Source organism: Streptomyces sp. NPDC025721, assembly GCF_055558595.1.
Genome location: NZ_JBVHMF010000004.1, coordinates 75185 through 94728, shown reverse-complemented (window position 1 = coordinate 94728; position 19544 = coordinate 75185). Strand labels below are relative to the sequence as shown.

The following is a 19544-nucleotide window of genomic DNA, read 5'->3' as shown; positions in this document are numbered from 1 at the left end:
CCTGGGGGTTCCTGAGGGATCCTGAGGGGGATTGATTGCCCGGACCGGCGAACCGTAAGGTCAACGCGTCCCGGCAACACATCCGATGTATCGTCTCGCGAGGACGCGCCCCATGCCCATGCAGCCCTGGTTCGCCGACGCCAAGCTCGGCATCTTCATCCACTACGGGATCTACGCCGTCGACGGCGTCCCCGAGTCGTGGTCCTTCTACACCGGGCAGGTCACCCGGGAGCGGTACATGAAACAGCTCGCGGGGTTCACCGCCGCCGCGTACGAACCGGACGACTGGGCGCGGCTGTTCGCCCGCGCCGGCGCCCGCTACGCCGTGCTGACAGCCCGTCACCACGACGGCGTGGCCCTGTGGGACACCGCCCGCGAGGACGGCCTGTCCGTCACCCGCGACACCCCCGCGGGCCGCGACCTGCTCGGCGGCTACGCCGACGCGCTGCGCGCCGAAGGGCTCAAGGTCGGCTTCTACTACTCCCACTCCGACTGGTCGCACCCCGACTACCCGTCCGTACGGCACCCCGACCCCGACCCGCTCCAGGCCGCCGTCAACGACAACCCGCTCAGCGCCCCCGCGCCGGGCGCGGAGGACCCCGCCGCCTGGCGGCGCTACCTCGGCTACCGCGACGCCCAGGTCGTGGAACTGGCCGAGCGGTACCGCCCCGACCTGCTGTGGTTCGACGGCGAGTGGGAGCGCGCCGAGGAGCAGTGGGGCATCGACACGCTCGCCGACGCCGTCCTCGCGGTCAACCCCGAGACGGTCTTCAACGCCCGGATGTTCAGCCGCGGCGACTACGCCACCCCCGAGCAGGGCGTCCCGCTCCAGGCCCCCGACGGCCCCTGGGAGCTGTGCCTGACTGTCAACGACTCCTGGGGCTACCAGGGCCACGACGACCACCAGAAGTCGGTCGGCCAGCTCGTGCGCTACTTCACCGAGACGATCGGCGCGGGCGGCAATCTGCTGCTGGACGTCGGCCCGCGCGAGGACGGCACGATCACCGCGGAGCAGGCGGCCCGCCTCGAAGGGCTCGGCGACTGGATCGCCCGGCACTCCGCCGCCGTCTACGGCACCGTCGCCGGACTCCCGGCCGGTCACCACTACGGTCCGAGCACCCTCTCCGCCGACCGCCGCACCCTCTACCTGACCTGCTTCGACGCCCCGCGTGAGACGGTCTCACTGCGCGGCCTGCGCAACGCCGTACGCCGCGTGACCGTGGTGGGCACCGGTGCCGAACTCGGCCACGAGGTCACCGGCGGCCTGCACGACGTACCGGGAGTGCTGTGGATCGACGCGCCCTCGGCGGGCGACGTGGACGAGCACGCCACCGTGCTGGCCGTGGAACTGGACGGCGAACTCGACCTCTACCGGGGGACGGGACGGGTGTGAGGAGTGGTCCAAGGACGGCCGCGGGTCGGTGGGAAGGGGTGAGTTAACCCGTAAGCATCCGATGTCTTGGTTCCTGGGGAGTGCTCCCCAAAGCGGAGAGTGGGTGATCTGGCACTATGTGCCCTGTACTGCGCTCTCCCGGGGGTGCCGTGTCCGACCGACATCGTGGAGGGAGCCCGGTGACGCGCGACGTGGGCCGGACGACGAGGGACCTGCGTCGGCACAACCGCACATCGGTGCTGACCCGGCTCTATCTGCACGGCCCCGCCAGCCGCTACGACCTGATGCGCGCCACCGGGCTCAGCTCCGCCACCGTCAGCAACGTCGTCACCGACCTGGTCGCGGACGGCCTCGTCGCCGAGGCGGGACTGCTCGACTCCGACGGCGGCCGTCCCCGCACGCTCCTCGAAGTGCGGCCCGGATACGGGCAGGTGGCCGGGGTCGACATCGGCGAGACCCACGTCCAGGTCGGGCTCTTCGACTGGACGCTCGACACCCTCGCCACCGCCACCTACCCGATGGACACCGGACGGCCCGACCCCGCGGTGCTGGCCGGGCTCGTGACGGCGGGCATCGAGGAGGTCACCGCCAAGGCGGGCGTCGACACCGGCACCCTGCTCGGCGTGGGCGTCGGCGTGCCCGGCGCCGTCCTGCCCGACGGCTCGGTCCACGCGCCGACCCTCGGCTGGTCGGACGTCCCCTTCGACGCGCTGCTCAGGCCGCACATCGCGGCGCCCCTGCACCTCGACAACTGTGCCCGCACGCTCGGCCAGGCCGAGATGTGGCGCGGCGCGGGCCGGGGCGCCGAACGCGCCATCGTCGCGCTGCTCGCGGTCGGCGTCGGCGCCGCCGTCGCCACCGGCTCGCCCGGCGGCGTCACCAGCACCACCAGCGAGTGGGGCCACACCGTCGTCGAGGCGGGCGGCGCCGCGTGCCGCTGCGGCTCCCACGGCTGCCTGGAGGCGTACGTCGGCGCCGACGCCATCCTCGGCCACTACGGGCGCATCCCCGGCGCCCCCGAACTCCCCGGCGTCGGCACCGAGGCGCGCGTCGCCGCGCTCGTCGCCGCCGCCTCCCGGCCGGGCCCGGCGGCCGACACGGTCCGCTGGACCGCGGAGTACCTGGGCATCGGCATCGCCAACCTGATCAATCTGCTCAGCCCCGACCGCGTCATCCTCTCCGGCTGGGTCAGCGGCGCCATGGGCCCGACGATGCTCCCCGCCGTACGCGACGCGATGCGCCGCCACACGCTCGACTACCTGGCGGCGGGCACGGCGGTGGAACTGGGCCGCCTGGGCCCGGAGGCGGTGGCGCTGGGCGCGGCGACGCTGCCGGTGCACGGGGTGTTGACGGGGGGGTAGGGGGCGGTTCGCGTCTGGTCGGTGGTGCGGGGGTGCTGCGGCGGGGAGCGGTCTTGGGTGGGGGTGCCGTGGCGGCGAACCGGTGCGGGTCACCGTCCCGCGTTCGCGCACCGGTGCGGCGAACCGTGCGTGGGAGCCCTCTTGCGCAGGCGCACCGTCCTTCCCTTTTTTGCCGCCCTCTCGCCTCCGGCGGCTTAGATCCGGTGTCGACGCTCCTCTTCGACGGTCGCTCGTTCCTCGCTCCCTGCTCATCGTCGCTTTCGACACCGGCGCCGCCTTTGGCTCGCTGGCTACCGGCGAACCCCACCTGCGCAGCGGTGCCGTAGGGGCGCAGCCCCTCGTGCAGGGGCACCCGTGCGGTGAACCCCGGGGCGGGGCGGTGAGCTGGTGGGGAACCGGCTGGGGGATGTGGGGCCCGGGAAAAAGTTGTGTGCGACGGATTGACCGGTGATCGGTCGCTACTTAGTTTAAGTCCAAGAAAAAGGCGGCTCATTTCGGTACCCCCTTCCTTGGAGAACGTATGCCCTCGCATCCCGGAGACGGTCGGCTGTACATCGACGGCGAGTTCGTGGCGGCGGCGTCGCGGAGGAGCGGGGTGGTGGAGGAGAAGGCGACGGGGCGGGAGATCGGGCGGTACGCGCTGGGGGCGGCGGAGGACGTGGACCGGGCGGTGGCGGCGGCGCGGGCGGCGCAGCCGGGGTGGGCGGGGCTGGCGGCGCCGGAACGGGGCCGGTATGTGCGGGAGTTGGGGCGGTATCTGGAGGACCGGTTCGGGGAGCTGGTCGAGCAGAGCATGCGGGAGACGGGCGGGGTGAGGGCGAAGGCCGAGGACGAGGTGGGGACGAGCGTGCGGCAGCTCGCCTTGTCGGCGGTGCAGGTGAGCGAGAACGCGGGGGAGATCCTGCCGCCATACAAGGCGGGGAAGCTGTCGCTGTCGCGGGTGGTGCCGCTCGGGGTGCTGGGGCTGATCACGCCGTGGAACTACCCGATGAATCTGGCGATGCGGGCGGTGGCGCCGGGGTTGGCGTTCGGGAACACGGTGGTGCTGAAACCGGCGGAGCTGACGCCGGTGATCGGGGGGCAGGTGCTGGCGGAGGCGGCCGAGCATGTGGGGCTGCCGCGCGGGGTGTTGAACGTGGTGACGGGGGAGGGCCCGGAGGCCGGGTGGGCGTTGGCGCGGCATCAGGGGGTGGACATGCTGGACTTCACCGGGTCGCGGGAGGTGGGGCTGGCGATCAGCCGGGCTGCGGCGGGGGAGTTGCGGGACATCCGGCTGGAGTTGGGCGGCAGCAACGCGTTCGTGGTGCTGGACGACGCGGATGTGGAACTGGCCGCGGACTGCGCGATGGTGGCGTCGCTGGAGTTCCAGGGGCAGACGTGCATCAGCGCCAGTCGGCACATCGTGCAGCGGGCCGTCGCGGACGCGTATGTGGAGGCCGTGGTGCGGCGGGCGGCGGCGCTGAAGGTGGGGGACCCGTTCGACGCGGGGAACGCGTTGGGACCGCTGATCAGCCGGGCGCAGCTCGACCGGCTGCACCGCACGATCGTGGAGCCGTCGCTGGCGATGGGCGCGCGGCTGGTGACCGGCGGCACGTACGAGGGGCTGTTCTACCGGCCGACGGTGCTGACCGGGGTGACGCCGCGGATGCCCGCGTTCCGGGAGGAGGTCTTCGGGCCGGTGATCCCGGTGACGGTGGTCGACACCGAGGAGGAGGCCGTGGCGCTGACCAACGGCCTACCCATGCTGATGAATTCGGTCTTCACGCGGGATCTGATCCGCGGTCTGTCCGTCGCGGAGCGGCTCGCGGCGGGCGAGGTGCACGTCAACGACGCGCACGCCAGGCACGGCGCGGAGAACCAGATGCCCGGCTTCACGCGGCGGCAGTGGATCGGCCTCCAGCGCACGCCGTTGAACCTTCCCGACTGGGCCACCGCGCCCGCCACCGACGAGAGCTGAGGAACCACCCCATGGGCGTGACACGGACAAGAGCCGCCGTTGTGCTGGTGGCGGCAGGGCTGCTGGTGACGACGGCGGCCTGTGGCGGCGGATCGGACAAGAAGTCCGGCCAGGAGCCGAGCGGGAAGGGCAAGGTCGAACTGTCCTTCTGGGACTGGGACCCGAACATGGACAAGGTCGTCGCCAAGTGGAACACGGCGCACCCCGAGATCCACGTGAAGCTCTCCAACCCGGCGGGCGGTGACCAGTTGGTCGCCAAGATGATCACCGCGCACGAGGCGAAGAACGGTCCGGACATCGCCAAGGTCGAGTACCAGTCGTTGCCCGCGCTGGTCTCCAAGGGCGTCGTGCGGGACATCACCGAGTACACCAAGGACACCGTCGGGAAATTCGACCAACCGACCCTGAGGAGCACGGTGTTCGAGGGCAAGGTGTACGGCGTCCCGCAGGACGTCGCCCCGCTGATGCTCTTCTACCGCGCCGACCTGTTCACGAAGTACGGCCTGGCCGTACCGACGACGTGGGACGCGTACGCGGCGGCGGCCAGGACGCTGCGGGCCAAGGCGCCCAAGGCGTATCTGACCAACTTCGACGCGGCGGACCCCGGTTGGTTCACCGGCCTCGCCCAGCAGGCGGGCGCCGACTGGTGGACCACCAGCGGAACCACCTGGAAGGTCGACATCGCGGGCGCGCCGACGGTGAAGGTCGCGGACTACTGGCAGGGCCTGGTCGACGACGGCGTGATCGCCAAGAATCCGTCGTTCAGCCCGCAGTGGAACAAGCAGATGAACGACGGGACCCTGCTCACCTGGATCTCCGGCGCCTGGGCGCCCGCGCAGATCGGCGGCATCGCGCCCGCCACCAAGGGCAAGTGGGCGGTCGCGCCGCTGCCCGCGTGGACGGCCGGAGACCCCGCCACCGGCATCTGGGGCGGCTCCGCCACCACCGTCACCAGCGACTCCCGGCACCCGGCCGAGGCCGCCGCGTTCGCGTCCTGGCTGAACACCGACGACGCGGCGGTCACCGAGCAGGTCAAGCAGATCAACGTCTATCCCGCCGCCACCGCGGGCCGTTCGCTGCCCGTGCTCCAGGCCGCGCCCGCGTTCTTCCCGAACCAGCCGGACTTCTACGCGCAGGTCAAGAAGGTCGCGCCGGCCGCGCGCAGCTTCCCGATGTGGGGACCCGACGTCACCGTGACCTTCACCGGCTACACCGACAACTTCAGCAAGGCGCTCCAGGGCGGCGGTTCGTTCAAGGGCGCGCTCGACGCCATGCAGAGCGCCACCGTCGCGGACATGAAGAAGCTCGGATTCACGGTCGGCTGATGGAGCGTCAGACGACCACCGCGCGCAGGACCGGCCGGTTCCCGTATCTGCTGGTCCTGCCCGCCGTCCTGCTCTTCGCCGCCTTCGTCGTGGCCCCCGGGCTCTACGCGCTGCTGCTCAGCTTCCAGCGCCGCAAGGTCAACGGCGGGCTGCTCGGCGGCGGCACCCACACCGTATGGGCGGGTCTGGCCAACTACCGTGACGTGCTGGGGGATTCCGACCTCTGGTCGGGTGTCACGCGGATGCTGGCGCTCGGCGCGATCACCGTGCCGGGGACGGTGTTCCTCGCGCTGCTGTTCGCGGTGCTGCTCGACATGGAACGCACCCGGCTCAAGCGGATCACCCGGCTGACGATCTTCCTGCCGTACGCGGTCCCCGGCGTGATCGCCTCGCTGATGTGGGGCTTCCTCTACCTGCCCGCCACCAGCCCGATCGGCGGCGACCACGTCGACTTCTTCGGACGGACCGCGGTCTTCTTCTCGGTCGCCAACATGGCGGTGTGGGGCGCGGTCGGCTTCAACACGATCGTGATCTACACGGCGGTGCGCGCGCTGCCCGCCGAACTCCACGAGTCGGCGCGGCTGGACGGCGCGACCGAGTGGCAGATCGTGCTGCGGATCAAGGTACCGCTGGTCATGCCCGCGGTGGTGATGTGCTGCCTGTTCACGGTGCTCGCCGCGCTCCAGGTCTTCAACGAGCCCAACACCCTCAAGCCGCTGTCCAACGCCGTCTCCTCCACCTGGGTGCCGCTGATGAAGATCTACGACGACGCCTTCGGCAACTCCGACATCCACGCGGCGGCGGCCACCTCCGTCGTCCTGACCGTCGCCGCGCTCGCCGTCTCCTTCGTGACCGCGCGCGTCATCCAGTCCCGGGTCCAGCGGGAGGCCAAGTGACCACCGTGACCACCGCGCCCGCGGGCGCCCCGCCGCGCGAGAGCCAGGAGCGCGGCGCGCCGGCCCCCCGCCCCCGCATCGCGTTCCTCCCCACCGCCGCGCTCGTCCTCGGCGCGCTCTACTGCGTCGTGCCCACGCTCTGGATCCTGATCGCGGCCACCAAATCCCGCACCAAACTCTTCTCCACCGCCACCTACGTCCCCTCGCCCGACCTCGGACTGCTGCGCAACATCAGGGACTTGACGGACTATCAGCACGGCATTTTCTGGCGCTGGATGCTCAACAGCTTCTTCTACGCGGCGGTCGGCGGCCTGCTCGCCTCCTTCGTCTCCGCCGCGACCGGATACGCGCTGGCCAAATACGCCTTCCGCGGCCGTACCGCGCTGTTCAACACGATCCTCGCCGGAGTGCTGCTGCCGCAGATCGTGCTCGCCGTGCCGCAGTATCTGCTGCTGTCCAAGGCCGGTATGACGGACAGTCTGATCGGCGTGCTGCTCCCGCAGTTGTTCAACCCGTACGGCATCTACCTGTGCCGGATCTACGCCGCCGCCGCGGTGCCCGACTCGCTGCTTGAGGCCGGGCGGATCGACGGCGCGGGCGAGGCCCGGCTGTTCTTCTCCGTGGGGCTGCGGCTGATGGGCCCCGGCCTGGTCACGGTGTTCCTGCTCCAGTTCATCGCGATCTGGAACAACTTCCTCCTGCCGTACGTGATGCTCACCAGCGACGACAAATTCCCGCTCACCGTGGGTCTGTACAGCCTGCTGCGGCACGGCGCCGACGAGGCGTCGCTGTACTCGCTGGTGGTGACCGGCACGCTGCTGTCGGTCGTTCCCGTGATCGCGCTCTTCCTGTCGCTCCAGCGGTTCTGGCGAATCGATCTGGTGACGGGGGCGCTCAAGTAGGGTTCCTGGCTCGCGCCTGTGCCGGGTCCCCGCTCCTGTGCGGGCTTCATTTCTTGAAGCCCGCACAGGGGATTGACGGCGCCGCGCTATGAGGAGTTAATTCCCCTAGCCGTTCATGGGAGCGCTCCCACTCAGCGTCGCCCGGACAGCGCCCGCACTCCGTCCCGCCGTACCGAGGAGTCCACCCGCATGCCCGCACGCGTCCGCGCACGTACCGCCCGTACGCTCGTCACCGCCGCCACGGCCACCGCCGCGCTGGCCGCCGTCGCCGTCGCCCCGGCGCACGCGACGACCGGTCACGGCACGAACCCCGCCCCGCGCCCGCCCGCCGCGCTCTACACCCCGCCCGCCAACGCGGACGGGAACCGGCAGATCCTGGACCTGCTGCGGCACGGGCAATTCCGGGACGCGGCAGGGGTGTTGGCGATGACCCTGACCCCGCAGGCCGTCTGGTACGGCGACGGGACACCCGCCCAGGTGGAGAGCTCGGTCCACAAGACCGTCACCGACGCCGCCCGCCGCCACGCGCTGCCGGTGCTCGCGCTCTACAACATCCCCGGCCGCGACTGCGCCCAGTACTCGGCGGGCGGCGCCGCCAACACCGCCGAGTACGAGGCGTGGATCGACGCCGTCAAGCGCGGCATCGGGGCGCAGCCCGCCACGGTGATCCTCGAACCCGACTCGCTGGCGCTGCTCCCGTCCGACTGCGGCGCCGACGACGCGCAGGGCACCCTCACGGCCGCGCGCTACGACGAAATCCACTACGCCGTCGAGGCGTTGGAGCCGCAGGCGGGCACCAAGGTCTACCTTGACGCGGGCCACAGCGGCTGGCACAACGTCAACGACATCGTCCCCCGGCTGGTGGAGGCGGGCGTCGGCGACGCCACCGGCTTCTACCTGAACATCTCCAACTACCGCTCGGACAGCGAACTCGCCTGGTACGGCAAGCTCATCTCGTCCTGCCTCGCCTACGCGGCGGGCGGCGGCGACACCGCCGCCTGCCCCAACCAGTACTGGCCGGTCAACGACGCGCAGACCTGGCTGACCGCGAACGTGCACACCGCGCCGTCCGCCATGAAGCACTTCGTCACCGACACCAGCCGCAACGGCCAGGGCCCCTGGACCCCGCCGTCCGGCGTCTACACCGATGCGCAGGACTGGTGCAATCCCCCCGGCCGCGGCCTCGGGGCCAGGCCGACCCTGAACACCGGCGACCCGCTGGCCGACGCGAAGCTCTGGGTGAAGATCCCGGGCGAGTCCGACGGCCAGTGCACCCGCGGCACCGCGGGCCCGAACGACCCGGAACGCGGCTACGCGGACCCGGCGGCGGGCGCGTGGTTCACCCAGCAGGCGCTGGAACTGGTCCGCCGGGCCAACCCGCCGCTGCTGCCGCACTGATGCCGCCGGCCGCCTTCCCCGCCACCGCGCTCTCCCCGCTCGCGGCAGGGCGGGGAAGGCGGCCGTGCGCTTTCCCGTCCCCGCCGGTCCGACCCGCGCCCGTCCGACCCCCGACCACCCGCGCCCACTCGAGCCCCCGCTCCGCCGCCGCCCGCTCCCGTGGACCGGAAGGCGACCGTCCGCCGGTCGTGGCGTGTGGGGCGCGAGTGACGCTTTCGCCGCCGTGGGCGCTGTGGGGAGTAGAGCCACGCACCGCCCACCGGGAGCGGTCGGCTCGCTGAGCGGAGGCGGTATGCACGGTCCGGCGCGCACACAGTACGGTCCGCCTCCCGGCCGCGCCCGCCGGTTCGCAGGTCCCACGGGCGCGGGCCCGGTACGCCCGCACCCGGAACGACGTACCGCCGAGCCGTCCCGCGCCGGACGGGGTCCGCGGTGACACCTGCCGGGGCCGCGACGCTGTACGAGACGGGACGGCAACCCCGGGGGTCCGGCCGCTCCGGGGGCATGGGCACGGTGCGCGGTGCCGCGACGTACGAAGAGGACGCGGTGGTCAGGGCCGGTACGCGACGGCGCGCGGGGACGGACGGCGGGGAACTCGGCCGCGCGGTGACCCGCGCGAGAGCCGGGGACGAGGCCGCGTTCACCGTCGTCTACCGCGAGGTGCAGCCGATGCTGCTCGGCTACCTGCGCGGCCTGGTCGGCGACGACGCCGACGACATCGCCTCCGACACCTGGCACGACATCGTCCGCGACCTGCACGCCTTCCGCGGTGACGGCGCCGCCTTCCGCGGCTGGGCGGCCACCATCGCCAGGCACCGCGCCCTCGACCACGTACGCCGGCTCAAGTCCCGCCCCCGCACCACCGTCCTCGACCCCGCCGCGGCCGAGCCGGTCCCCGTGCCCGACTCCGCGGGCACCGCCCTCGACAATCTGTCCACCGCCCGCGCGCTCGCCCTGATCGCCGCGCTCCCGCGCGACCAGGCCGAGGCCGTCCTGCTCCGCGTCGTGATCGGCCTGAGCGCACCCGCGGCGGCCGACGTCCTCGGCAAACGCCCCGGCGCCGTACGCACCGCCGCCTACCGCGGCCTGCGCCGCCTCGCCCAACAGCTGGGCGCCGGAGCCCGCGAGCCGCGCGGACGCGCGGTGGCGCCCGCGGAATCCGGCGGGGAGGTCGGCACTACGGACGCGGACGTCACGGACCCGGCCGGTACGGGCGCCGGAGGTAAGGACATCGCGCGTGGTGAAACCGCGCGCACGGACATCGCGGGTACGGACTCGGGCGGGCCGGCGGTCGTCGGACGCCGACGGGTCGCGGGCGCGGACGGGCCGGGGCGCGGCGGCGCCGACGAGGTGGTGGGTGACGATGCCGGGGAGGCGTGAGATGGACGACGGACGTGACGTGGGCACCTGGCCGGACCCGGTGACCGCCGAACGGCTGCTGAGCGTCGTCACCAAGGGCGAGTGCCCCGCCGAACCCGGCACCCTCCACGAGGTCGCCGACGCCCGGTTCTTCACACTGCTGCGGCTGCTGACGGCCGCGTCCGGGGACACCGAGGTCGACCCCGAGCGCGAACAGGCCGCGCTGGCCGCCTTCCGGGCCGCGCGCCGTACCGGCGGCGCCGACGAGGGACGGCGGCTGGTGGTGTCGGGGCGGTCCGCGAAGGCGCTGGCCGGGGGACTGGTCGCGGTCTTCGCGGTGAGCGGGGTCGCCGTGGCCGCCGGGACCGGCGTGCTGCCCGGACCCTTCCGCGGCGGCGCCTTCCACGCGGGTCCCCTCGCCGCCGGTGGCGCCGGCGGGACCGCCGACGGACCTGGGGCGGCCGTACCGCGCACGACCTCCCCGCCCGCGCCCGGCACCGACGCGCCCCGCGGCGCCTCGCCGTCCCCCACCGGGGACGACGGGGGACACCGGCACGGCGACCCGCGTGCCCCGCACCACCCCGGCCCGTACAAGCCGTCGGACCGGAACCACCAGGCCGTGCTCAAGGCGCTGTGCCGCGGCTATACGCAGGCCACCCGGCACGGCGGGCACGCCGATCCGTGGCTGGTCGCCCGGCTCCAGGGGGAGGCGGGCCGCAAGGAGCGGATCGCCGACTACTGCCGCCGGGTGCTCGCGCACGGGCAGTCCGCCCCGGCCGCCACGACCGACCCCGTCGACACCGACGGCTACACCTGGCCCACCGGGGGCGCGCCGACCGGGCCGGGCACGTCCGCGCCGCCGTCGCCGGGCGCCACGGCCCCCGGCCAGGACTCCGGCTCGGGCGCGGGGTCGAATTCCGGCTCGGAGCAGGGCTCCGGCGCGGGGTCGAATTCCGGCTCGGACGACTCCTCCGGGCAGGGAAAGAGTGACGAGAACGCGACACACGACCACGGGACGACCGTGAGGTGACCTCCGGAGCGACGATCCGGCACAGTGGACGCCATGCTTACCGGGGTTCCCTCGCCGCACGATCCTCACGTGCGTCACATGCGCCAGATGTTCCTCGCGGTCGTCACCGGAAGCTTCATCTTCCTCATCCCCTGGATCGGCTACCTGCTGGCGAGCCTCCCGAGCCACCGGGTGGTCAGCCAGTGGCGCTTCGCGTGGGTCGGCTTCGACTGCGCGCTGATCCTCGCGATCGGCGTCACCGCGCTGTGCGCCTGGCGGCGGCTCCAGATCTTCATCCCGTGGGCGATCGTCACCGGCACCCTGCTGATCTGCGACGCCTGGTTCGACGTCGTCCTCGACTGGAACAGCGACGACAGGGTCGGCTCGCTGCTCACCGCCGGCCTCGCCGAACTGCCCATGGCCGCGTTGCTGTTGTACGTCGCCCGGAAGATGATCAGACTGACGATCATCATCGCCTGGCAGCGGGCGGGCCGCACCGACCCGGTGCCGCCGCTGTCCCGGCTTTCGCTGCTGATACTGACCGCGCACCAGGACCACGCCGCGCGCCGCGGTGACCACGAGGGAGACCGCCGATGACCACCGCACCGCGGGGCCGCGACGCGACGGACGCCGAGGTACGGGGCGCGGACGCGCCCGGTTTCGAAAGCGCCGGTTTCGAAAGCCCAGGTTCCGAAAGCGCCGGTTCTGCGAGCCCCGGTTCCGCGAGCCCCGACTACGACGTCCTCGTGGTCGGCGGCACCGGCGTGGACACCATCGTGCGGGTCGACGACTTCGCCATCCCCGACAGCGACTCGGTCGGCGTCCCGCCGATCCGCGACTATGTCGCGCACACCGGCAACGGCGTCGCCCTCGGCTTCCACGCGCTCGGCCTGACCACCAAATTCATCGACTTCCTCGGCGACGACGCGCAGGGCCGGATGATCCTGGAGCGGTACGCGTCCGCCGGGCTCGACTTCAGCCATCTGCCCGCGCCCGCGGGCACCCCGCGCAGCGTCAACCTGGTCGACCGCGAAGGGCGGCGCTTCTCCTTCTACGACGGCCGCCACCCGGACGGCCTGCGGCTGCCGAGCGCCTTCTACCTGCCCCACCTGGCCCGCGCCCGCCATGTGCACATCTCCCGATCGCCCCTGGCCCAGGACGTGTTCGCCGACGCCGCCCGGCTGGGCCGCACCGTCTCCACCGACCTGCACGCCTGGGACGGCGAGGACGCCTCCGCCCACCCGTGGGCGTACGGCGCGGATCTCGTCTTCCTCAGCGCCGCCTCGGTGGGCGAGGGGATCGGCGCGGTGATGCTGCGGATCGTCGCGCGGGGCAGGGCCTCGCTGGTCGTCGCCACCGACGGCGCCGCGGGCTGCCACGTCCTGGCCCGCGGCGACGACCGGCCGCGGCACTTCCCCGCCGTCACCCCCGAACGCCCGGTCGTGGACAGCAACGGAGCCGGTGACGCCTTCCTCACCGCCTTCCTGCACGCCCGGTTCGCCGGGCGCGACCTGGCGGAGTGCGTGCTGGCCGGTTCCGTCTCCGGCGCCTACGCCTGCGGGAGCCACGGCACCCACGAGGAGATCATCGGCGCCGCCGACCTCGCCGCGGCCGTCGCCCGCGCGCGTGCCGCGGCCAACGGCGCGGTGGGGGCCGTCCTTTAGCCCGTGCCCGTACGGATCGACGTCCTCACGTCGCCTCGATCCGCCGTACCGCCGTGTCCAGGGCCGCGTCCTGCGACGCGTAGACCTCGCACACCGGGTCGCCGCTCGGTGTGCGGGTGTGGTCGATCTCCCACAGGCTCACCTCGGTGCCGTCCAGCAGCAGGAACGCGTGCTCGTACAGCGACCACGACACATGGCGGCCCCGGATCAGGGCGCTGCGGCGGGTGACGATGCTGATGTCGTGCGCGATCGCGGCGCGCAGCCTGCCGCGGACGTCCTGGCCGGGCGCGTTGGCGTTGGTCGCGCGGCGCAGCAGCCGCCAGGCGTGCTCGGCGGAGTCGCCCTCGGTGTACGCGCGACGGAAGGCGTCGGGGGTGTCGGCGAGCAGCCCGGTCGCGGTCGCGGGCAACGTGTCCTCGTAAGGCGACGCGGGCGCGTCGGGGGCGAGGTCGCGCGGTCCCGGGGAGCCGCCGAAGACCGCGTCGACCTCCCACTCGGCGAGCGTCAGGTCCTCGCGTTCGGTGAAGACGGCGCGGTGCACGGCGCCGTCGTCCGGCCCCGCGTTGTGTTCGAGCTCCCACACCACGCGGACGGCGCCGTCCGGCAGCAGGAAGCTGTGCCGGAAGGTGCGCCGGTTCAGCTTGCGCGGCGGGCCCTTGGTGTGACGGCACGACTGGAGGCCGCAGTAGTGCATCAGCGCGGTGCGCACCTCCGCGGCCAGGACGGGTTCCACCCGTTCCCCGTTCTCCGCACGGCGGAGTAACTGGTCGAACTGCTCCGCCGGCCGGCCGCCCGACCGTACGGGCTCCGTTCCGTTCCTAGGCTCTGCGTCCATCCGGCCCTCCCGGCTCCGCCTCGCCAACCCCGCGGCGACTCAGGGTAGTAGCGCGGTAGCCGATTGCGCCCGCGAACGCGCAGATTTGCGGCGCATGGTTGGCCCCCGCGCGCCCTCCGGCTGCGTGATCCGCCGTCAGTTCCCGTCGGCGGACGGGCCTTTCGCGGCGCACCACAGGAGCGCGCCGCGCAGGTGGGCGCGGAAGTCCGGGTCGGCGTAGGCCGTCGTGTCGTGGCCCAGCGCCGTGTAGAACGACCGGCCCGCACCCAGGCGACGGCACCACACCAGCGGATGGTCGGCGCCCATCGTGCCGCCGGTGTAGCCCCGCTCGTCCACCGAGGCCAGCACACGTACGCCCGCGTCCGCGCCGGTGGCCCGGCCGGCATCGCGGGGACCGGCGCGGAAGTTGTACCACTCGTCGGTCCACGTCCAGCGCTCCGGCAGGTGCGCGGTCGCCGGGTGCGTACGGTCCTCGACGGTCACCTCGGCCCGCTGGATCTCCGGGTGCCCGTCGAAGCGGGCGCCGACCAGCTCTTCGTAGTACGGCCAGTGCTCCTCCGCGCAGGCGGCGGCGTGGACGCCGAGGAAACCGCCGCCGTCCGTGACGTAGGCCCGCAGGTGACGACGGGTCAGGTCGTCGAGGACGTCACCGGTGGGGGAGAGGAAGACGACGGCCGCGCAGCCGTCGAGCACGGCTGCCCCCAACTCCGCGCTGTCCTCGGTGTGGTGGACGCGCAGTCCGTGGTCCGCCGCGATCTCGGTGAGGGCGGCGGCCCCGGCCGGTATGGAGTCGTGCCGGTACCCGGCGGTGGCGCTGAAGACGAGGACGCGGTCGGATCCGGGCATGCGGGCGGCTCTCTGCGGGCTGGGGCGGGCTGCGGGGTAAGTCGGAGGGGGAGTCGTGGTCGGTGCGGTCGGGGTGCTCGCGGGCCTGGCCCGGCCCGACGCCGTCACCCGTCGGGAACGGCGTACCGCAGCGGGCGCAGGCGCGGGCCGTCATGTCCTCGCGGAAGGCGCCGCATTCGTCGCAGACGCGGTTCAGCCAGCAGACGGGGTCGCCGCCCTCGGTGTGCTCACCGGACTCACGCACGTCGTCCCCACTCCCTGTCGCGTTCCGTTTCCCTGTCCTGGCCCACCTGTTCCGCCTGGTCCGCCCGATCCGCCTGGTCCGCCCGGTCCGTATGCTGCCCGGTCTCGCGCTCGCGCGCGTCCCAGCGGTTCATCGCGCGGCGCAGCGACCGGGATTCGGCGAAATCGAGGCGGGCCGCGCGCTGGGCGGAGCCGCCGCCCGCGTGCCGGGGATCGGCGGACCGTTCACGGCGCACGGCGTCGAGTTCGGCGCGCCAGGTGGTGCCCGACTCGCCGAGACGGCGCTGGAGGGTGCGCGGGCTGACCGCGAGCCGCCGTGCCGCTTCGGCCAACGAGGGCCTTCCGTCGGGCAGTTGGGTGATGATCGCCTCGCGCAGACCGGGCACGGCGACGCCCTCGGTGTCCGCCCGTGGAACCCGTACGGTCCGCGCGGTACGCATCATGATCGCGGCGAGCGCCGGGTCCGCGGTGACCAACGGGCGTTCCAGATCGGCGCGGTGCAGCGTGATCGCGTCCGCCTCGGCGTCGAAGTCCACCGGCGCGTCGCCGAACGCCTCCCCGTAGCCGCCGTGTCCGCGTGGCCGCCGGTGGGTGAAGGAGACCCGCAGCGGGGTGAGGGCCGTCCCGGTGGCGTGGCGCAGTTGCGAGGTGACCACCGACAGGGCGAACTCCGCGACGACGCCCCGCAGTTCGTCGTCACCGCGCCGCACTGCGTACTCCACGCTCACCTCGTCGCCCGACTCCGTGCTGGTCAGCACCGAATTGCTGCTCACCAGATGGATGTACGAGGCGGCCCTGGCCAGGCCCTCGCCGACGGTGGGCGCGGTGCTCAGCAGGTAGTCGAAGAGGTCGAGCAGTCCCGGCCGGTAGCCCGCGGCGGCCAGCAGCCCGGCGTCCGGCCGCTCCGTGCGGGCCAGTATCGCGCCCCAGAGGCGGTAGGTGTTCGCGGAGGGCGTCCGCGCGGTCTCCGGCCCGTGCAGGACGTTCGGCAGTCCCGCCGCCCGTACGAGCTGCCGCGCCTGCGCGAGGCTCGGGGTGGCCGCGGTGGCGATGAAGCGCGGCACGACGACGCACTCCGTCAGCCGGTCGGGCTCCGTCAGCCGGTCGGGGGCGGCGGGCCCTGCCGGGCCGACGGGCGGTGTCGCGGTGGGGGGCATGACCGGCTCCTCGGGCAGTCGGCTCGTCGGGTCGGGTCGGGAGGTGTGTGTGGTGCGTGGTGCGTGGTGCATGCGAAGGGGTTCCGGCAGCTTACGCGGCATGTGGCGCGTTGGGTCCGGTGCGTGGCGCGTTATGCCCTCCCTTGGCACCTCCTGTCCGGGACATGATCGGGGGCACCGGTGCCCCTGGGCATCGTGGGTGTCCCGTGTCGGGGGAGGCGCGGGGGACAACGGGGGACGGCCGGTGCGGATGGGTCTCCATTCGCACCGGCGGCACCCCTTTTTGTGGCCCGGACCGGCTCGTCCCGCGCTCCCGGACCGGCTCGCTACGCCTCCGGGTCGAGCCAGTGGGCGCGGCCGATGCTGATGACGCGCATGCGCATCCGGGCGGCGTGGATGATGCGGTCGCGCGCCGCCGGGTCGTCCGCGGGGGCCTCCAGGAAGGCCGCGGCCGTCATCACCATGTGGTCGACGTACAGCTCGGCGAGTACGCGGAGGTCGTCGGCCGGCCAGCCCGCGGAGACGGGCTGCGCGGCGAGTCCCGCGGCCACCTCGTCGGCGAAACTGTTCAGCTCCGCGGCGATGGCCTCGCGGACCCGCGCCACGCCGCCGTGCCGCTCGCGGGCGATGAAGCGGACATGTGCGCGGTGCTCCGCCACGTACGCCGCGGTGAGCGCCACCGTCCGGTCGATGAGTTCCGCGGAATCGGCGCCCTCGGCCAGCACCGCCCGGATCACGGTGTGCAGGCTGCCCAGCGACTCGGCGACCAGGGCGACGCCGAGGTCGGCCATGTCGGGGAAGTGCCGGTAGAAGGCGGCGGGGGAGACGCCGATCTCCCGGGTCAGCTCGCGCAGGCCCAGGCTGCTGAGGTTCTGGTGCTCCAGCAGCCGGAGGCCCGCGTCCAGCAGCGACTGCCGGGTCTGCTGCTTCTGTGCCTGGCGGACCCCCGGAGTGTGACTCATGTCATTCAGTAAACAACCGTTCTCCGACTTTGGCCAGCGCGGTCCGGCGCTACACTGATGAAGTCAGTGAACAAGTGTTATCTGAAACGTCAACTCCCCGGAGGTGGAGCAGACATGAGCCTCGTCGTCCTCCTGCTCGGCATGGGCGTCCTGATGGGCGCCGCCGCTCACACCACGCTGCCGGTCTTCCTCGTCGCCGCGGGCGCCATCGCCGTCTGGCTGTTCGGCTTCGCGGTCCGCGAGGGCATCGCCCGGCACCGCGGCTGAACCCACGCCGACGCGCCCCTCGCACTCCGCGTGCGGCACGGGCCCGTACCGGCCCGACACCCCGGCCCACCACGACAGTTCCCGGAAGGAACACCGTGAACACCGCAGCCCACCCGGTCGCGACCGGCACACCGGCCGCGAACACCCGTGACGCCGACGGCATGGCCGTCGCGTCCTTCCTGCTCGGCCTCCCCGGCCTGCTCGTCCTCAACCTCGTGCTCGGCCCGGTCGCCATCGTGCTGGCCCTGGTCGCGATCAGCCGCGGCACCCAGCGCCGCGGGCGCGCGCTGCTCGGCTTCGCCCTCGGCGTCGCCGACCTGCTGGTCGTCCTGGCGCTGACGATCGCCCACCACGGCGTGATCTGGCAGTTCAGCTAGGGACTGTCGAACCGCCGAACCGTCGATCCGCCGAACAGAGCGGGCCCTCCCGCAAGGGAAGGGCCCGCTCGGCGTTCGGGGGAGTCCGGTCCAGGACCCGGTTCGGGTCGCGGGCGCTAGCTCAGGTCGATGCCCGGGTAGAGGGGGAAGCCCGCGAGCAGGTCGGTGGCGCGCTTGGCGACCTGCTCCGCCACCGCCGCGTCCAGCACGTGCTTCGCCTTCGACAGGCCGCCGCTCTTCGCGGGCGCGGCCGTCGTACCGGACAGCACCGTGTCGATCAGGCCCGCGATCTCGTCCATCTCGACCGCGCCGAGCCCGCGCGTGGTGAGCGCCGGGGTGCCGATCCGGATGCCGGAGGTGTACCAGGCGCCGTTCGGGTCCTGCGGCACCGAATTGCGGTTGGTGACGATGCCCGCGTCCAGCAGCGCGGCCTCGGCCTGGCGGCCGGTCAGCCCGTAGCCGGAGACGTCGATCAGCACGAGGTGGTTGTCGGTGCCGCCCGTCACCAGCTTCGCGCCGCGGGTCAGCAGCCCCTCGGCGAGGGAGCGCGCGTTGTCGACGACGGCCTGCGCGTAGTCGGCGAACTCCGGCCGCGCCGCCTCCGCGAGCGCCACGGCCTTCGCCGCCATGACGTGCGGCAGCGGGCCGCCCAGCACCATCGGGCAGCCGCGGTCGACGTGCTCGGCCAGCGAGTCGTCGCACAGCACCATGCCGCCGCGCGGGCCGCGCAGCGACTTGTGCGTGGTCGTCGTGACGATGCTCGCGTGCGGCACCGGGTCGAAGTCGCCGGTCAGCACCTTGCCCGCGACCAGACCGGCGAAGTGCGCCATGTCCACCATGAGCGTCGCGCCGACCTCGTCCGCGATCTCCCGCATGAGACGGAAGTTCACCAGCCGGGGGTACGCCGAGTAGCCCGCCACGATGATCATCGGACGGAATTCGCGGGCGGTGGCCCGTACCGCGTCGTAGTCCAGCAGACCGGTCGCCGGGTCGGTGCCGTAACTGCGCTGGTCGAACATCTTGCCCGAGATGTTCGGGCGGAAGCCGTGGGTCAGGTGGCCGCCCGCGTCCAGGGACATGCCGAGCATCCGCTGGTTGCCGAATTCGCGGCGCAGTTCCGCCCAGTCCCCCTCCGACAGGTCGTTGACCTGCCTGACGCCCGCCTTGGCCAGCGCCGGGCTCTCGACCCGCTGCGACAGCACCGCCCAGAAGGCCACCAGATTCGCGTCGATGCCCGAGTGCGGCTGTACGTAGGCGTGGTCGGCGCCGAACACGGTCCGCGCGTGCTCGGCGGCCAGCGACTCGACGGTGTCCACATTGCGGCAGCCCGCGTAGAAGCGGCGGCCGACGGTCCCCTCGGCGTACTTGTCGCTGAACCAGTTGCCCATCGCCAGCAGCACGGCGGGCGACGCGTAGTTCTCGCTGGCGATCAGCTTCAGCATCTCGCGCTGGTCCGCCAGCTCGTTCGCGATGGCGTCCGCGACGCGCGGTTCGACCCCGCGGATCACGTCCAGCGCGCTGCGGAAGGCGGTTGAAGCGGTTGAGGCGGTCGAGGCGGTGCTGGCAGACGGCTCGGAAGCGGCCATGGGAGTC

The 19544-nt window shown here is 72.9% G+C and carries 17 protein-coding genes and 1 pseudogene; 13 read left to right on the top strand and 5 right to left on the bottom strand.

Annotation, left to right across the window (positions count from 1 at the left end):
• Positions 1–112: 112 nt before the first annotated feature.
• From ACZ4EF_RS08575 to ACZ4EF_RS08525, 11 genes and pseudogenes are all read left to right on the top strand, one after another.
• Entirely contained in the window at positions 113–1393 is a 1281-nt protein-coding gene (locus ACZ4EF_RS08575; RefSeq protein WP_355346810.1) for an alpha-L-fucosidase, read from the top strand.
• A gap of 179 nt (positions 1394–1572) precedes the next feature.
• Positions 1573–2754, top strand: coding sequence for an ROK family transcriptional regulator (locus ACZ4EF_RS08570; RefSeq protein WP_391045781.1), 1182 nt, complete (start codon positions 1573–1575; stop codon positions 2752–2754).
• 520 nt (positions 2755–3274) lie between these two features.
• On the top strand, positions 3275–4711 hold the full coding sequence (locus tag ACZ4EF_RS08565) for an aldehyde dehydrogenase family protein (RefSeq protein ID WP_467346133.1): 1437 nt from the start codon (positions 3275–3277) through the stop codon (positions 4709–4711).
• A 17-nt stretch (positions 4712–4728) separates the two neighbouring features.
• Entirely contained in the window at positions 4729–6036 is a 1308-nt protein-coding gene (locus ACZ4EF_RS08560; protein ID WP_467503471.1) for an ABC transporter substrate-binding protein, read from the top strand.
• Complete coding sequence (locus ACZ4EF_RS08555; RefSeq protein ID WP_467503470.1) at positions 6036–6932, top strand: carbohydrate ABC transporter permease; 897 nt, start codon at positions 6036–6038, stop codon at positions 6930–6932. Before ACZ4EF_RS08560 ends, ACZ4EF_RS08555 begins: the two co-directional genes overlap by 1 nt.
• Complete coding sequence (locus tag ACZ4EF_RS08550; RefSeq protein WP_391163203.1) at positions 6929–7834, top strand: carbohydrate ABC transporter permease; 906 nt, start codon at positions 6929–6931, stop codon at positions 7832–7834. The genes ACZ4EF_RS08555 and ACZ4EF_RS08550 overlap by 4 nt, the downstream gene beginning before the upstream one ends.
• Positions 7835–8023: 189 nt before the next feature.
• Positions 8024–9232: a glycoside hydrolase family 6 protein gene (locus ACZ4EF_RS08545; RefSeq protein ID WP_355346796.1), complete on the top strand. Its 1209-nt coding sequence runs from the start codon at positions 8024–8026 to the stop codon at positions 9230–9232.
• Positions 9233–9736: 504 nt separating this feature from the next.
• A pseudogene (locus ACZ4EF_RS08540) lies at positions 9737–10348 on the top strand (RNA polymerase sigma factor); the annotation flags it as partial.
• Positions 10349–10613: 265 nt separating this feature from the next.
• A complete protein-coding gene (locus ACZ4EF_RS08535) occupies positions 10614–11621 on the top strand; it encodes a hypothetical protein (protein ID WP_467503467.1) in 1008 nt (335 codons plus the stop codon).
• Between the two features lie 69 nt (positions 11622–11690).
• Entirely contained in the window at positions 11691–12197 is a 507-nt protein-coding gene (locus ACZ4EF_RS08530; RefSeq protein ID WP_355346790.1) for a hypothetical protein, read from the top strand.
• Positions 12194–13264, top strand: a complete 1071-nt coding sequence (locus ACZ4EF_RS08525) for a carbohydrate kinase family protein (protein ID WP_401856509.1) — start codon at positions 12194–12196, stop codon at positions 13262–13264. Before ACZ4EF_RS08530 ends, ACZ4EF_RS08525 begins: the two co-directional genes overlap by 4 nt.
• A gap of 25 nt (positions 13265–13289) precedes the next feature.
• On the opposite strand, the gene ACZ4EF_RS08520 is transcribed toward ACZ4EF_RS08525, so the two are convergent.
• The 4 genes from ACZ4EF_RS08520 to ACZ4EF_RS08505 form a co-directional block, all read right to left on the bottom strand.
• The gene (locus tag ACZ4EF_RS08520; protein ID WP_391163211.1) at positions 13290–14099 is read right to left on the bottom strand and encodes a DUF6227 family protein; all 810 of its coding nucleotides are present in this window, start codon (positions 14097–14099) and stop codon (positions 13290–13292) included.
• Between the two features lie 135 nt (positions 14100–14234).
• A complete protein-coding gene (locus ACZ4EF_RS08515; RefSeq protein ID WP_401856508.1) occupies positions 14235–14945 on the bottom strand; it encodes a ThuA domain-containing protein in 711 nt (236 codons plus the stop codon).
• A gap of 236 nt (positions 14946–15181) precedes the next feature.
• The gene (locus ACZ4EF_RS08510; RefSeq protein ID WP_467503464.1) at positions 15182–16345 is read right to left on the bottom strand and encodes an AraC family transcriptional regulator ligand-binding domain-containing protein; all 1164 of its coding nucleotides are present in this window, start codon (positions 16343–16345) and stop codon (positions 15182–15184) included.
• Between the two features lie 326 nt (positions 16346–16671).
• Positions 16672–17307, bottom strand: coding sequence for a TetR family transcriptional regulator (locus tag ACZ4EF_RS08505; RefSeq protein ID WP_467503463.1), 636 nt, complete (start codon positions 17305–17307; stop codon positions 16672–16674).
• A 114-nt stretch (positions 17308–17421) separates the two neighbouring features.
• Here ACZ4EF_RS08505 and ACZ4EF_RS08500 point away from each other — a divergent pair, with 114 nt between their 5' ends.
• Positions 17422–17574, top strand: a complete 153-nt coding sequence (locus ACZ4EF_RS08500; RefSeq protein ID WP_355346770.1) for a hypothetical protein — start codon at positions 17422–17424, stop codon at positions 17572–17574.
• 161 nt (positions 17575–17735) lie between these two features.
• Positions 17736–17951: a DUF4190 domain-containing protein gene (locus ACZ4EF_RS08495; RefSeq protein WP_355346831.1), complete on the top strand. Its 216-nt coding sequence runs from the start codon at positions 17736–17738 to the stop codon at positions 17949–17951.
• 116 nt (positions 17952–18067) lie between these two features.
• On the opposite strand, the gene ACZ4EF_RS08490 is transcribed toward ACZ4EF_RS08495, so the two are convergent.
• The gene (locus ACZ4EF_RS08490; protein WP_467503460.1) at positions 18068–19537 is read right to left on the bottom strand and encodes a glycine hydroxymethyltransferase; all 1470 of its coding nucleotides are present in this window, start codon (positions 19535–19537) and stop codon (positions 18068–18070) included.
• Between the last annotated feature and the right edge of the window lie 7 nt (positions 19538–19544).